This window comes from Streptosporangium sp. NPDC050284, from assembly GCF_044459525.1.
Taxonomy (GTDB): domain Bacteria; phylum Actinomycetota; class Actinomycetes; order Streptosporangiales; family Streptosporangiaceae; genus Streptosporangium.
Genome location: NZ_JBITIZ010000010.1, coordinates 110,297 through 124,478, shown reverse-complemented (window position 1 = coordinate 124,478; position 14,182 = coordinate 110,297). Strand labels below are relative to the sequence as shown.

Below are 14,182 nucleotides of genomic sequence, written 5' to 3'. Positions count from 1 at the left end.
TGACCGCTTCCTTGAGTGTCGCCCGTGGTCAGCGTGTCCGGCGTCGGGCACGCGGCACGCGGCACGGGCGAGGCTCACACGAGAGGTTCCCTCTCGTGCTCGTGCCGTCAGGTCGTCTCCGGGCGATCAGGAGACCGGTCAGCCTCCCGCGCGGAGGCGGCCGAGCCCGGTACGGCCTCCGCACCGGGCTCGGCCGCCTCCGGTGCGGAGGCCGTACCGAGTGAGCCCGGTGCGGTGGGCGCGAGGGTCTCGACCGCCTCCGGTAGGGCGGGCGCGGCGTCCCGGCGCGACTTCTCCAGCGCGCGGATGAGGGACTGCGCGTCGTAGGGGCCGACGTGCCGACGGCCGTTGACGAAGAGCGTCGGCACCGCCGTGATGCCCATCGCCTCGGCGTCCAGCATGTCGTCGCGGACCCTGCCGGTGACCTCCGGTGCCGTGAGGTCCCGCTCGAACTTCTCCACGTCGAGTCCGAGGTCGCGCGCGAGGCGGATGATGTCGGACGGCCGCTGGTTCTCCTGGTCCGCGAACAGGCCGCGCTCGAACTCGAAGAACCTGCCCTGAAGCGCCGCGGCCTCGGCTGCCTCGGCGCCCGCGAGGGCGTTCGGGTGATACTGCGTGAGTGGCGCGTGCCGCCAGACGTATCGGAGTTCGTCGCCGAGGACCTCGTGCACCTCCAGGATGGAACCGGAGGCCTTGAGGCAGAAGCCACACTGGAAGTCGCCGTACTCGACGATGGTGTAGGGCGCGTCCACCGGTCCGAAGACGTGGTCCCGCTTCGGATCGACCGGGCGGGCGAGCGCCGCCTCGGAGTCGGGTCCCGGGCGCAGGGCGTCGGAGACACGGAAGATCACCGTCGCGATGAGGAGGGCGATGACGGATGCCGCGAGCACCCCGACTCGCGCCTCGTTCTGTGCCGCCGGGTCGTCGATCGCGAGGTCGACGATGAACAGCGAGATCGTGAAGCCGATACCGCACAGCGCGGCCCCGCCCGCGACGCGGTCGAGCGTCAGCCCGGGTCCGAGCTCTCCAAGTCGCAGGACGCGAAGGATCGCGGTGGAGCCGAAGACGCCGACGAACTTGCCCGCCACGAGACCGGCCACAATGCCCCAGGTCAGGGGTGATCGAAGCGCCGCGGCGAGGTTTTCCTGGCTGATCTCGACGCCGGCGTTCGCCAACGCGAACAGGGGCAGGATGACGTAGGCGACGTACGGGGCGTACGCCGACTGGAGCCGTTCGTTGATCGAGATCGACTCCCGCAGGCTGTTCGCCGCCGCGCGGGCGTACGCGGTGTTCGGTGACTGGCGGAACACACGCGCGAGGTCGAGAGCGTGCTCGACGTCCCGTCGATCGGGTCGGTAGACCGGTACGAGAAGGGCGATGGCGACGCCCGCCAGGGTGGGGTGCACGCCTGAGGCGAGGAACGCCAGCCAGACGATGATCGCCAGCGTGCCGTACACGGGACCGCGCCCGCCGCGCAGGTACCGGGTGAAGTAGACGCCCGCGAGCCCGGCCGCCGCGACGATCAGCGGGAGGGGGTCGAGGTTCTCGGTGTACATGATCGCGATGATGCTGAGCGCGCCGATGTCGTCGACCACCGCGAGGGCGAGGAGGAAGACCCTCAGCCTGCCCGGTATCCGCGGGCCGATCAGAGCGAGGGCGCCCACCAGGAACGCGGTATCGGTCGAGATCACGACGCCCCACGCGTACTCGTGCCCCGACCCCCCGGCGATCAGCACGAACAGCAACGCGGGGATCGCGAGCCCCGCGACGGCCGCGGCCACCGGCACGACCGCCCGGGACCAGCTGGTGAGCTCACCGATCGCGAACTCGCGGCGCACTTCGAGCCCGACGGTGAAGAAGAAGATCGCCATGAACGCGTCGTTCACGAGCGCGTGCAGGGTGAAGTCGAGATGAAGATCGCCGACACCGATGGTGAGGTGCGTGTCCCAGAAGGCGTCGTGTGAGCCGGGAGAGGCGTTCGCCCAGATGATCGCGGCGAAGGTCGCGAGCAGCAGGAGCAACGCCCCGATCCGGTTCTGGCCCAACGCACGAACGCGCTCGGCGATCGAACGCGAGGTGACCGAGTGCGCGTCGACCTGCTCAGGATTCGGTGATTGCCGAGTGGTCGTCGAGTTCGCCATACGTCAGGTCCTCGGAACCTCGTGGGGGCACAGCAGGGGACACAGCATCCGCTGAAAAGCCGTCAGTATATGGCGAAGGCCCGCAACCTCGTAGAGGGACGCGATGTCCACCGAAAACCGTCAGCACGTGACGACGGCACGCGACCACGTGGCGACGCGGTAACCGGCCAGAGGGCGAGCGGGAGCACTCCAGACCAATCATTGAACCACATGGTTCAATGAGCTATAGTGAACCATATGGTTCAGCAAGAGGTCCTTGACCGCACGTTCGCGGCCCTCGCAGATGCCACGCGACGACAGATCCTCATCCGGCTCGGCCAGGGGCCCGCCACGATCGGCGAACTGGCCGCACCGTTCGACATGTCGCTCACCGGCATGAAGAAGCACGTGCACGTCCTGGAGAAGGCCGGGCTGGTCACCACGGAGAAGGTCGGACGATCGCGGCAGTGTCGCCTCGGCACCGAACGACTGGAGGACGCCATGTCCTGGATCAGGTTCTACCAGCGGCTCTGGGAACGTCGGCTCGACGGCCTCGACGCCTACTTCACCCTCACGAAGGAAGACGACCAATGACCCAGAACATCGAGACCGATCGGCTCCACCTGAGCCGTGTCCTGCCCGCGAAGCCGGAAGAGGTCTTCGACGCCTACACCGACGCCGAGAAGCAGAAGATCTGGTTCAACATCCTCAACGAGAAACCCGGCATCGTCGAGATCGACGTCGACCTGCGCGTCGGAGGCCGGCAGACCGCGGTGTGGGGGCCTGACCCCGAAACCCTGTTTCGAGAGACGCAGACCTTCCTGGTCATCGACCGCCCGCATCGTCTGGTCACCGAATCCGTCGGCTCCAGCCCGGACGGCATGACCATGACCACCACGATCGAGATCACGTTCGAGGAGCACGAGGACGGAACGCTTTTCACCGTGACGCAGACCGGATTCCCGACGCCCGAGATGCGCGACTTCTTCGTGGGAGAGGTCCTGCCGGGAGCACTCGACCGGATCGAGACGTACCTGCGCGGCGTGCAGACGCGGCCCTGAAGGAGAGCGCGAAGATCCAGGATCCGGCTCAACCCGCGGGTCCACGCCTCGCCAGAGGTCGGGCCGACCGTAGACCTCGATGTCCGGTCGGCCTGGGCCTCGATCGGTGTCATCGCGCTGACGACGACCCGAAAGTCGTTGTCCCGGGCTTCCCGCGCGATCGCGGTCACTCTCCGATCGGCCTCGCACCACCTGACGAGACCCACGCAGTGGGCCGCCTGGCTTGACGTTGGGGCCGCCGGCAGCGCGGCGGCACCTTCGGCGCCTCACTCAGAGCCGCACGGCCGAAAGGATGTACAGGTTCACGGTCACCGGTCACGCAGGTACCGCCAGCCCAGCGCCCCGTACCAGGTCATGATCGGCAGGTGGAGAGCGTACCCGAGTTGTTCCAGCGCCGCCGTCGGCCCGTCGGTCCCGGTCGTCCACGGAAGCGCGACCGCGGCCAAACCTGAGATCGCGGCGATCACACCGGCGATACGGAGCCAGGTCGGCATCGGGACACCGGCCGCCGCGGCGGCGGTGGCGGCGACCCACAGCAGCCCGCAGAGGTTCACTGCCGATCCACCGCAGAAGGAGGAGCGTGCCTGGCCCGGTGCCGCCGCACCGCGTCGCGGTTGGCGCAGCGCGGCGAGCAGTAGCGTTGCCGGCCGCTCCGCGAGACGTCCGCGTAGACCAGCCCGCAGCCGTCGCGTGCGCAGCGCGCCAGCCGTGACATGCCGCGCCCCGTCAGATGCAGGGCGGTGCCCACCGCGACCAGTGCGCGCAGTACGCCGCCGAGCGACAGGCCCGTGTCGCGATAGTGCAGGTGCCAGCCGGTTCCGGCGTGGTCGGTGACGCGGGGATACGCCGCCGAGGTGGCCAGCAGGTCGTTGAGCAGCGCGACCCGTGCGCGCTCGTCGCGGGTGTCGACGATCTCGCACCACCGCTCGGACAGGTTGAGCGCGGCGGCCAGGTCGGCCTCCTCCGGGGAGCGGTCGATGACGAGGCCGGCGTCCGCGCACCGTTTCACCAGGTCGTCGAGGGAGGCGGGCGGGAAGTTGACCAGGTCCGCCATCAGCAGGACCGCGTCCGCTCCGTAAGGGTTGAGATGCACAATGCCATTACAGCACGCTGGATCCATGAACGACCACGACGGACATGACTGGCACACCCGCTCCCACCACCGCACCAGCGAAGGGCTGGTGCGCTACCAGGCCTGCCACTGCGGTACCTGGCGGGTGCTGTGCGAGGCCCTCGACCCGCCCGCCACGACGGTGGTGGCGTGGAGCGCCTAGCGGCGCGCCCCATCCGACCGGGCGCGCCGCCGACATGGATCATGGAGGCCGGACGCCGCTGTCGCCTTCACCGGTCGGCGAGGCCGCCCACGGAGGTACGGCCCGCAGAGACGCGACTCCGACCGACCGGCCGCCTGCGAATGAACCATTCGGCCACGGCGAGGTTGATCACCCAGCCTGCGGCCACGAGTAGTGCTCTGGGGAACTCGTCGGGCGTCCCGAAAATCAGGAACCACGGCAGGTGGGTCAGCGCCTGCGTGCCCGCACCCAGGCCGATCGCATAACCGCGCATCATCCAGGCGCGGTGCCGGGCGATGTCCCTCCGCCGGATCGCGGTGAAGCCGAGAACGATGGCCACGACCATCGCGGAGCCGAACACGAGCCGGATGCCGGCGAGAAGATCACCGTCACCGACGGGGCGGGGATAGAACAGGTTCATCCACAGACCGGAAAGCGCCGCGACGAGGCCGCAGAGAACCAGGACCCGCCCGGCGATGCGGTGCCAGCCCGGTCTACGGCCACGGAAACGGGGGGCGAACTGGAAAGCTCCCAGGATGCTGTACACGCTGACGCTGAAAATGTGCAGCACCACCGGCAGAGGTGCCGCGAAGAACCGCGCGTTTCCCGGCGTGATCTCCGCGCCGACCGTCAACTCGGTCAGGCGGACGGCTCCGGCGATCATCGGAACGGCACTGAGCGCGATCAGCGCGGTGGGCAGGAGCCAGCCCGGCCGCCGGGAGGCTGTGGCGACGTTGTGGCCACGAACAGCGAAGGTCTCCGCCGTGTTCCGGTCATTCGTCGACCGGCTGCTTCGCGGTGACTGCGCGGACGGGGGTCGTCCCGTCGAGCTCTCATCGGTCATGATCCGATCGTGACGGCCGGCACCCCGGACGCTCATCGGCAGGACGGTCCGATCCGAACCGGCCGATCATCCATCGGCGAGCCGTACTTTCGGCTCACATCGAGCTCCCCGCGGCCCGGAAACCGCTCACTCCCATGACCTTTGCCCGGCACTCGCCGAACGAAGATGACGGCGACCGGACGTGGCCGCCTCGGGCGCTCCGAGTCTGCCGGCCACCGCGATCACAGAGGTGTCGGCGACACCCGGCGAAAGGTCTGCGTACACCTCCGCCCATTTTCCCCACATTATCATGACGAGATCCGCAAATAGCGCACATAGCTAACTCAACACGCAAGAGCTCGCATATTCCGACATTTGTCATATGGCGAGACAACGCTTTCCCGTCGCATTTTTTGCCCTTCCCTTATGGCTTCGACAATGCAATCCGCGCGACATCGGGAATGTAGGAATCGATCACTGATCCAACGTGTACGACCACACCTGTACCGACGTGCCCGAATTTGGATGACCCTCTCGCTTTTGGAGCCGAGGCATCTGGTTCTTCTGCGCGCATCGCAGGTCGGCGTGTCATCGAATCGCCTGTGGTCGGTCAATTCTCGTCCGTCTGCCTTTAACACCAGCAGGGAAGTCATGCCACATTACCGACGGAGCGTCGTACTGGCCACCGCGATATGCGCGATGGTCTGCGCCATGAGCGATACGGCCGCGCGTGCCGACAGCCCCGCCCAGCGGAAAACCCCACTGATCACCTTGGCGGATCTCCAACCCGCACCGCCGTCTGCCGAGAGAGCGGCTCATGACCAGAGCCCGCAGAACGGGGCGCAGGTCTGCGGACCGCCGTACGTGACCGGAGACCCGGACCTCGGACCGACACTCCTGCCACGGACCGGCTATCTCGGCGCACTCCTGCGCGGCTACGTGCCACTGGGCGGTCTCACCCCCCAGCACTTCCTCTCGCGCTACTGGAACTACACCGTGAACGACTATCGCTACCCGCCCAACTCCGGATTCGCCAACTCCGGCGACTACCCCAACGGCAGGCCGCTGGTCAAGACGACGTTTTTGCAGATCGGCATGAAACTCGACCGTTTCGGCGGCTACGGAGGCTCGTTCTTTGCGCCGATGGGAGACCTGTTCACCAGGCGCGCGCTGCCACCGCGAAATCTGAACACCAACCCGCTGGATCCCACGCACCTGTGCAACTATCACGTGTTCAAGGTGCTCAAGTCGTTCCGCGTCGACGTGGGCCCGGTCTCCCTCGCGTTCCAGATGCCGGGCTGGGGCACGCAGTATCACGTGCTCAGCAAGTACATTCCCGACGCCCCGCAGACGAGCGATGAGGTTCCGGTGAGCTGGCTGCTGCAGAACGGATACCTGGAGGAGCTTCCACCGCCCATCCTGCCTCCCCCTCCCCCGCCTCACCGAATCACCGTAGGAATGACGGTGCCCGAGGACGCCGACCAGGACGAGCCGACAGAAAGAGCCGACGCCGGAAAACCTCTCTGTTCACCGTCGGTGAGGGCGAAGCGGTCTGCCGCCGGGCGGTGCTTCGCCTCGGCGGGACGCGAAGGCCTCGGCCCCGACACACGTCACGCCTCTCCCTCTCGCGGTCGGGCCGTCAACCGGCCGCCGACAGCCGCCGACCAGCGGATATCCGCGGCGGGAAGGCCGGCTGATCGCCCGCGGCCGCACCGGTCGTCGCGTCTCTGAGGAGCGGAGTCCTGCTCCTGCCCGCGATGGCCTGGTCGCCGACGCGACCGCGGGCAGGAGAGGACCGTCATGAGCCCGCAGGCGCCAAGAAACGTCGCCGCGGGCCCCGGAAACCGCGGCGATGCTCCATGATCAGCCGGTGTAGGCCGGCCTGACGACGACGGCCTCTCTCGGGACCGGCCTCGGCTCCTCGACCGCGGGCCGGCGCTCGGCCGGGGCCGGGGAGGGTGAGGCGGACGGCTCCCTGGGATCGGCCGCGGCCGTACCGGAAAAGCCCGCGAGACCCGCGGCCAGGGCCAGCGCCGCGCTGAAGCCGATGAGCGTGGCTTTGATCTTCATATGGATTCCCCTGTTCATTCGAGTCGGGCCTCAGCCCTTGATGACGACCGGAGTACCGATCGCCAGGTTCTTCGCCATCCACCTGATGTCGTCGTCGCCGACCCGGACGCAGCCATGGCTGGCTCGTGTGCCGATGGCGGACTGCTTGTTCGTCCCGTGAACCGCCAGCTGGCCCGGGCCTCCGGCGAAGCTCTTCAGCACGGGCGAGAAGCCGCTCAGCCCGAAGGCGTAGGCGCCGTAGGCCCCGCCGTCGTCGACGGGTTTCACCAGCTCGGTGAAGAAGTAGCGGCCCGGAGGCGTCGGCGTTCCCGCCTCGCCCGTCGCGACCTTGCCCGTCCTGACGGCCCGGTCGCCGTCGTAGACCGTGAACCTGAACGCCCCGCGATCGATCTCCACCCGGTGGGAGGTCTCCGCGAGCGTCACGTCGGTGGCCCTGATCCAGCCCTTGCTGCCGTTCGGCCGAATCGGCAGCAGCACCTGGAGCCACTCACCCTCGTCACGGTCCACCAGGAAGACCCGCGTCGCGCCGTAGTCGTTGGGGCTCGTGATCGTCCGCTGGACCACCCCCTCCTTGTTCCGGTAGACCGTGATCCGAGCCCCCTTGACGCTCGCGATCTTCGATCCGACGCCGCTCGCCGACTCCGGCCGCGCGCCACCGCTCGGAGCCTCCGACCGCGCGCCACCGCTCGGAGGCTCATGCCCTACGGCGCCGCGCGCGTCGGCCGCACAGCCGGTCAGCAGGAGGACGAGTGTCACCGCGGCGGCCGTACCGAGCAGGTTGGTTCTCACCCGCCACAGCCTCGCGACAGAATGTGTGAAACCTGTTTGGTTGTCATGCAGATCCCATATGCACCCCTGGCATGCGCATAACCTCAGGTCATGTGCGCGTACGTACTGGTCGCCGAGGACGATCCCAAGCAGGCCGAACTGCTCAGGCGGTATCTGGAGCGGGAGGGCCACGAGGTCCTCGTCGTGCACGACGGGCGTTCCGCGATCGACGAGGCCCGGCGGGCGGATCCCGGCCTCGTGGTGCTCGACGTGATGATGCCGAAGGTCGACGGGCTGGACGTCTGCCGGGTGCTACGTGCCGAGTCCGACCTGCCGATCCTGATGCTGACCGCCAGGTCCACCGAGGACGACCTGTTGCTGGGGCTCGACCTCGGCGCCGACGACTACGTGGCCAAGCCGTACAGCCCCCGTGAACTGATGGCCCGCGTGCGGACGCTGCTGCGCCGTACCGGCAAGTCCCAGGACGCCGACCGGCGGCTGTTCCAGGCGGGCGATCTCGTCGTGGACCCGATCAGGCACACCGTCACCGCGGCGGGCACGCCGGTGGAGTGTACGCTCGCGGAGTTCCGGATCATCGAGACGCTGGCCGCCGAGCCGGAACGGGTGTTCACCAGGAAGCAACTGCTGGAGCGTGTCCACGGCTTCGACAGGTTCATCACCGAACGCACGGTCGACGTGCACGTGATGAACCTGCGCAGGAAGATCGAGCCTGATCCGCGCCGCCCGGTCCGGTTGCTGACCGTGTACGGCGTCGGCTACAAGCTGACCCACACATGAGGTCGCTGTTCGTCAGGCTGCTCACGAGTTCGGCCGTCGTGGCGGTCTGCTCGATCAGCGCGACGGCGTGGCTGGCCGCGAGCAGCACCTCCGGCGCCATCCAGCGCGAGCAGGGGCAGACACTGGCCAGCGACGCCCAGATCAACAACAACCTCCTCGGCTACGCCTCCAGCCATCCGGACTGGTCGGGCGTCGCCGTCACCGTACGTGATCTCGCCGCCCGTCACAGCCGTCGCATCGCGTTGACCACCGAGAAGGGCGTCCTCATCGCGGACTCGGCGACCCCCGGGACCCCACTGCCCTCCAGGGTGTCGGCCGTCGTCGACCCGCTGGCCGTGGACGTGACCCTGGTGCCTGGGGCGGCCAGGGACCGGATCGATCCACGCGCGGTGGGTCCTTTCCTGCTGCCCGCCTCCGAGCGCGCCCGGCTGGTCAAGGCCGTCGACACCTACGCCATCTGTGCGGGCCGTGTCAGACAGACCGTACAGATGACCGTCTCGAACACCGGCCGGCCCGTCGTGACGACGACCGCCATGGAAGCCGACCAGGAGCCGCGCCCGATGCCGCGCGAGGCCGCCATGCTGAGGGACGTCTGCGACGCCACCATCTTCAGCACGCCGACGCGCACCGAGAAGGCCGCGTTGAAACAGCTCAACCACCTGGTCGGCAGGTGCCTCAAAGGAAAGAGCAAGGAACGGGGCTCGGTCGGCCTCGACTTCGCCTGGGTTTCCAAGGAGAGGCGACCTCCTGGCGCGGAACCCGATCAGACGATCTCGTCCTGCATCGTCACCGCCCGCAAGGAGCAACTCGATCCCTACGTCGCCCCCGCGGCCTACCTGTACATCGGCTCCCCCGCCGAGGCCGCCGGCCAGCGCTTCCCGCTCCCCTCGATCGCCGGCGCCGCCCTCCTCGTGCTCGTGCTGACCGTGGGCGTGAGCGTCATGGCGGCCCGGCGCCTGGTCATGCCCGTCAACGCGCTCACCCACGCCGCGCGACGGATGCGTGACGGGGACAGCTCCGCCCGCGTCACCGTCAGGACGACCGGCGAGATCAACGAGCTCGCCACGGCGTTCAACGAGATGTCGGAACACCTTCAGCGCATGGAGGAGCAGCGCAAGGCCATGGTCAGCGACGTCTCCCACGAGCTGCGGACCCCGCTGAGCAACCTCAGGGGGTGGCTGGAGGCGGCCCAGGACGGCGTCGCCGAGCTCGACCCGGCGCTGATCGCCTCGCTGGTCGAGGAGATCCTGCTGTTGCAGCACATCGTCGACGACCTTCAGGAGCTCGCCCTCGCCGACGCGGGCAAACTCCGTCTGCACGTCGAACCCGTTCACCTCGGCGACCTTCTCGACCAGGTGGCCACCGCTCACCGAAGCCGGGCAGAGGCCGCGGGGCTCCCCCTGACCACCGCCGTCATCGGCGACCCCTCGCTGACCGCGGATCCGGTACGACTCCGTCAGGCCGTCGGCAACCTGGTCACCAACTCCCTGCGCTACACGCCACGCGGCGGGCACATCACGCTGTGCGCCCGCCAGGACGGCGACCGGGTCGTCATCGAGGTGACCGACACGGGGGTCGGGATCCGCGCCGAGTATCTCCCCCACGTCTTCGACAGGTTCTGGCGGGCCGAGAAGTCCCGCAACCGGCGGACCGGGGGCAGCGGACTCGGGCTCGCCATCGTGCGCAACCTGGCCGAGGCGCACGGCGGCACGGCCACGGCCACCAGCGTGCCAGGCGTTCGCACGACGTTCACCCTGCGCCTTCCTTCATAGCGAGACCCGAAGCGAGCGGGCGACCACTCCTGGCGCGACTCGGCCTCATCGAGGTGGACGAGACGCAGGGTATGTGTACGCACCTCTTTCAGCCATCGGTGTCTTTCGAGGAGCAATGGCGAGGCCGCGCGGACGGACCCGGCTCACGACCAGGAACGCGGAGGCGCCCCCCACCGGGGCACGGCTCCCCCGGAAGCCGGGCGCGAGCCGTACCGGTGAAGTCGGCGCCACTCCTCGGTCGGGACCAGGCCCGTATGGCAGGCGGGCCACTCGGACGGGCGGGCCACTCGGACGGGCGGGCCACTCGGACGGGTCACCTGGCTTGACGTTGGTGCCGTCGATGCCGCAGCGGCCGTTCTGGGTCTTGAACAGGTGCTGCCGGCCGCACCCGGATGGAGTACGGCCGGTGAAATCCGGGGCAGGCCGCGCCGGAGGTCAGGCCGACGGGGTAGCTCACGCCGGTGCCGCCGATGCCGCAGTGATCACCGAGGCTCGGGAGGCTAACCGCGGTCCCGACAAGAGATCACCTGGTTGGGTCCCGCCTCCGGTTTCAGCCGTCGGTGTCTTTTGGGTGACGAGGTGAGGCGTAGACGACCCAGACAGTGCGAGTGGTGTCATCGATGGCATAGCGGACACGCCCGCCACTGGTGACCTCAAACTCCCATTGCTCCAGGTCCTGGCCGTTATGACGGTGAGTCGCGAGGTCACCGCGTAGGCGATGTTGACGCTCATGATCTGCCCGTGAGCGTGGATCGGCTCACAGTGCCTCGAAACATCGGCGTGTGTTGCCCAGGGCGTGACGGCACAACTCCTCCCACCCCTTGACCGCATCACCGGTACCGAACCGGATATCCCATTCGTCCTCCGAAGGCGGGACCGTGACCCGGTCGCCACGCTTCGGACTCATGCTGAAACCTCTACCGGCCCGAAGTCGCCACTTGTGGCTTTGCGAGCCTGGGCGTAGTGCACGGGGTCGGCCTTGATCCGAGCGGTCGCCCGCCAGCCCGCGATGACCTCCTGTGTGGTGACATCGACATCGAGTTCCGCGGCGTCGGAGAGCGCCTCCACCAGTTCGAGCGTGAAGGCACGCAGTTCGGCGGAGGTGAGGTGGCGGACCCAGGGGAAGACCTCGGGCATGGCGATGACCAGCGTGCGGGCGGTCGGATCGTGCTTGATGAGCGCGAGGAACAGACGGGATGCCGTAGCCAGCGTCTGCCCGCGCTGATCCTCACGGTCGGCGGCGATCAGGTAGAAGTCCGGGGCATCGCGGTGGGTGACGCGTACCCGACCGAGGCGTGCGGCGCGTTCGGCGACGGCTCGGGGGTTTCTCGACAGGTCCGAGAAGGTGACGGCGTCGGCGTTGATGGTGCTCACCCTGCCATCGTAAGTCAGAACACATTCTGAAGTTGGTGAACCAGGGAAGGGGCCTCGCACGGTCGCCTGGCAGTAAGCAGGCCAGATCGAGCGGCCAAATGACTCTCAGCGCGAAAAACAGGCATGAATCGCGCAGCAGCCCTTAGAAGGTCGCCCTGAATCAGTTCCCAGCTCGATGAAGGAGCAACGGCGAAGCCGCGCAGACGGACACGGCTCACGACCAGGAAGGCAGAGGCGAGCCCCGCAGGCGGGTACGGTCTGCCCCCAGAAGCCCGGCGCGAGCCGTACCGGTGAAGTCGGTGCTACTCCTCGGTCGGAACCAGGCCCGTCTGGCAGGCGCCCCACTCAGATGGGTCACCTAGCTTGACGTTGGTGCCGCCGATGCCGCAGTAGCCGTTCGGGTTCTTGTAGAGGTACTGCTGGTGGTAGACCTCTCACTCAGGCAATAATTCCTGCGGAGGTCCCCATGACACAGGTCGGCTCGGCTATCCCCGTCGTCTCCTACGCTCGCATCTCCGCGGACATCAGGAGGGACGAACACGGAGTTCAGGACCAGCACAAGCTCAACCGCGAGACGGCGGCACGGCAGGGCTGGACCGTGGTCCACGAGTTCACGGACAACGACAAGTCCGCGGCCAAGGCCGACGTGGTCCGTGACGGCTTCGAAGCGATGCTCAAGGCGCTTCGTGCCGGTGAGCTTTCCGACGGTACAGCGGTCCAGGGCGTCGTCATCGTGGCCGAGGACCGCCTTGCCCGCCGTCCGGGTGACTACGAACGTTTCGTAGAGGCGATCACATACCGGGACGGCCGCGTGTTCGCCGACGCCCGCGGGATGAAAGACCTCTACAGCGAGGACACCGAGAGCATGGGGCTCTTCGGCGCGGTCATCTCCAAGATGGAAGTCCGGAAGATGCAGCGCCGGATGCGCCGTTCACATCGGACGCGCGCGGAACTGGGCGTGCCCGCTGGCGGAACGCGTCCCTTCGGCTGGTTGCCCGATCGGCTGACACTCGACCCCCGCGAAGCACCTCTCGTACGGCAGGCCATCGCGGATCTGGTCAGCGGGCGCTCTCTTCACTCGATCGCGAACCAATGGCAGAAGGAAGACATCAAGACCACCCTGGGCAACGCCTGGACGCCAAGCTCTCTCAAGATCACAGTGACCAACCCCCGGGTCTGTGGCTGGCGCCAGATCAACAAGGAGCTCGTACGAGACTCGGAGGGGAACCCGGTCGTCGGACAGTGGGAGCCGATCGTCTCCCCCGAGCAGTGGATGGCGGTCAAGAACCTGTTCGACGCTCGCAAGGGCCACTACATCCACCGGGACGGGCGGATCGGCCACATCCTCTCGCGAGACTTCCGGGAGCCCAACTACCTGCTCACCGGTTTCCTACGGTGCGGGAGAGCCAAGCCCGACGGCACCCCCTGCAACACATCCCTGCGCGTCACTCACAGCAAGGACTGTGTCCAGCACATCTACATCTGCCCCGCCAAAACGGTCGGAGGGTGCGGCAGCCTCGGTAGACGCGGCGACATGGTCGACCTCTACATCTCGGAAGCGGTTCTCGCCAAACTCGAAGAGGTCCAAATGGCCTCCTCCGCCGAACCCACCGAATGGATGGGAAAGCAGGAGTACGAGGACACGAAATCCCGGCTCGAAGAACTGCGCAACCAGTGGACGGCCGGAAACATCAGCAACGAGCTGTTCTTCTCCATGGCTCCCGATCTCGAAAAGCGGATCAGCCGTCTGCGCACGGAAGCGCAGAACTTCACGGCATCCGTCGAACGTCATCTGGCCCGGTCCACTACAGACGTGGCCGAGATCCGGCGACGCTGGTACCTCACCGAGGAAGAGGGCGGCCTACCCCTGTCCATCAAGCGGTCGTACATCCGCGAAGCCCTGCATGCGGTGATCATCTACCCCAGCGGCGGAGGCCGTAGGCCCTTCAATCCCGATCTCCTCGAACCAATCTGGCGGGAGACTTGAGTCTCAGGACGTCCTGGACGTCTTCCACGAGCAGGCGAGCCGTTGCCCTTACCCAAAGGTGACGGCTCTCTTACTTCATACCCGGGGTAGCCGTACGCCACAGGACTTTAGAGGACG

At 67.6% G+C, this 14,182-nt stretch carries 15 protein-coding genes; 7 read left to right on the top strand and 8 right to left on the bottom strand.

The features are described from left to right. Positions 1 to 107: 107 nt before the first annotated feature. Positions 108 to 2,141: a Na+/H+ antiporter NhaA gene (nhaA, locus tag ACIBH4_RS23585; RefSeq protein ID WP_362764809.1), complete on the bottom strand. Its 2,034-nt coding sequence runs from the start codon at positions 2,139 to 2,141 to the stop codon at positions 108 to 110. A gap of 237 nt (positions 2,142 to 2,378) precedes the next feature. Between nhaA and ACIBH4_RS23580 the strand changes: the two genes are divergently transcribed. Together ACIBH4_RS23580 and ACIBH4_RS23575 are read left to right on the top strand one after the other, a co-directional pair. Further along, positions 2,379 to 2,714, top strand: coding sequence for a metalloregulator ArsR/SmtB family transcription factor (locus ACIBH4_RS23580; protein ID WP_362764807.1), 336 nt, complete (start codon positions 2,379 to 2,381; stop codon positions 2,712 to 2,714). Continuing rightward, on the top strand, positions 2,711 to 3,181 hold the full coding sequence (locus ACIBH4_RS23575) for an SRPBCC domain-containing protein (RefSeq protein WP_362515244.1): 471 nt from the start codon (positions 2,711 to 2,713) through the stop codon (positions 3,179 to 3,181). Before ACIBH4_RS23580 ends, ACIBH4_RS23575 begins: the two co-directional genes overlap by 4 nt. Before the next feature lie 308 nt (positions 3,182 to 3,489). Here ACIBH4_RS23575 and ACIBH4_RS23570 read toward each other — a convergent pair whose 3' ends face one another. Together ACIBH4_RS23570 and ACIBH4_RS23565 are read right to left on the bottom strand one after the other, a co-directional pair. Then, positions 3,490 to 3,735 carry a hypothetical protein gene (locus tag ACIBH4_RS23570; protein WP_362515249.1) on the bottom strand — a complete coding sequence of 82 codons (246 nt, stop codon included), beginning with the start codon at positions 3,733 to 3,735 and terminating at the stop codon, positions 3,490 to 3,492. Next, positions 3,732 to 4,274 carry a CGNR zinc finger domain-containing protein gene (locus tag ACIBH4_RS23565; RefSeq protein WP_362515251.1) on the bottom strand — a complete coding sequence of 181 codons (543 nt, stop codon included), beginning with the start codon at positions 4,272 to 4,274 and terminating at the stop codon, positions 3,732 to 3,734. The genes ACIBH4_RS23570 and ACIBH4_RS23565 overlap by 4 nt, the downstream gene beginning before the upstream one ends. 25 nt (positions 4,275 to 4,299) lie before the next feature. Between ACIBH4_RS23565 and ACIBH4_RS23560 the strand changes: the two genes are divergently transcribed. Further along, complete coding sequence (locus ACIBH4_RS23560; RefSeq protein WP_362515252.1) at positions 4,300 to 4,455, top strand: hypothetical protein; 156 nt, start codon at positions 4,300 to 4,302, stop codon at positions 4,453 to 4,455. A gap of 67 nt (positions 4,456 to 4,522) precedes the next feature. On the opposite strand, the gene ACIBH4_RS23555 is transcribed toward ACIBH4_RS23560, so the two are convergent. Further along, a complete protein-coding gene (locus tag ACIBH4_RS23555) occupies positions 4,523 to 5,317 on the bottom strand; it encodes a DUF2306 domain-containing protein (RefSeq protein ID WP_362515253.1) in 795 nt (264 codons plus the stop codon). 690 nt (positions 5,318 to 6,007) lie between these two features. Here ACIBH4_RS23555 and ACIBH4_RS23550 point away from each other — a divergent pair. Beyond that, positions 6,008 to 7,027, top strand: a complete 1,020-nt coding sequence (locus ACIBH4_RS23550; RefSeq protein WP_362515256.1) for a TNT domain-containing protein — start codon at positions 6,008 to 6,010, stop codon at positions 7,025 to 7,027. 132 nt (positions 7,028 to 7,159) lie between these two features. Here ACIBH4_RS23550 and ACIBH4_RS23545 read toward each other — a convergent pair whose 3' ends face one another. Next, positions 7,160 to 7,366, bottom strand: a complete 207-nt coding sequence (locus ACIBH4_RS23545) for a hypothetical protein (protein ID WP_362515259.1) — start codon at positions 7,364 to 7,366, stop codon at positions 7,160 to 7,162. Positions 7,367 to 7,396: 30 nt separating this feature from the next. Further along, entirely contained in the window at positions 7,397 to 8,155 is a 759-nt protein-coding gene (locus tag ACIBH4_RS23540) for a L,D-transpeptidase family protein (RefSeq protein ID WP_362764804.1), read from the bottom strand. Positions 8,156 to 8,245: 90 nt separating this feature from the next. Here ACIBH4_RS23540 and ACIBH4_RS23535 point away from each other — a divergent pair, with 90 nt between their 5' ends. Together ACIBH4_RS23535 and ACIBH4_RS23530 are read left to right on the top strand one after the other, a co-directional pair. Further along, positions 8,246 to 8,932: a response regulator transcription factor gene (locus tag ACIBH4_RS23535; protein WP_362515264.1), complete on the top strand. Its 687-nt coding sequence runs from the start codon at positions 8,246 to 8,248 to the stop codon at positions 8,930 to 8,932. Beyond that, on the top strand, positions 8,929 to 10,704 hold the full coding sequence (locus ACIBH4_RS23530) for an ATP-binding protein (RefSeq protein WP_362764801.1): 1,776 nt from the start codon (positions 8,929 to 8,931) through the stop codon (positions 10,702 to 10,704). The genes ACIBH4_RS23535 and ACIBH4_RS23530 overlap by 4 nt, the downstream gene beginning before the upstream one ends. A gap of 757 nt (positions 10,705 to 11,461) precedes the next feature. Here the strand turns inward: ACIBH4_RS23530 and ACIBH4_RS23525 are convergent. Then, positions 11,462 to 11,611: a hypothetical protein gene (locus tag ACIBH4_RS23525; RefSeq protein ID WP_362764797.1), complete on the bottom strand. Its 150-nt coding sequence runs from the start codon at positions 11,609 to 11,611 to the stop codon at positions 11,462 to 11,464. After that, positions 11,608 to 12,078 (bottom strand): hypothetical protein, encoded by a 471-nt coding sequence (locus tag ACIBH4_RS23520; RefSeq protein ID WP_362515271.1) that lies wholly within the window; start codon positions 12,076 to 12,078, stop codon positions 11,608 to 11,610. The genes ACIBH4_RS23525 and ACIBH4_RS23520 overlap by 4 nt, the downstream gene beginning before the upstream one ends. Positions 12,079 to 12,544: 466 nt before the next feature. Here ACIBH4_RS23520 and ACIBH4_RS23515 point away from each other — a divergent pair, with 466 nt between their 5' ends. Next, positions 12,545 to 14,065 (top strand): recombinase family protein, encoded by a 1,521-nt coding sequence (locus ACIBH4_RS23515; protein ID WP_362764794.1) that lies wholly within the window; start codon positions 12,545 to 12,547, stop codon positions 14,063 to 14,065. Positions 14,066 to 14,182: the final 117 nt, after the last annotated feature.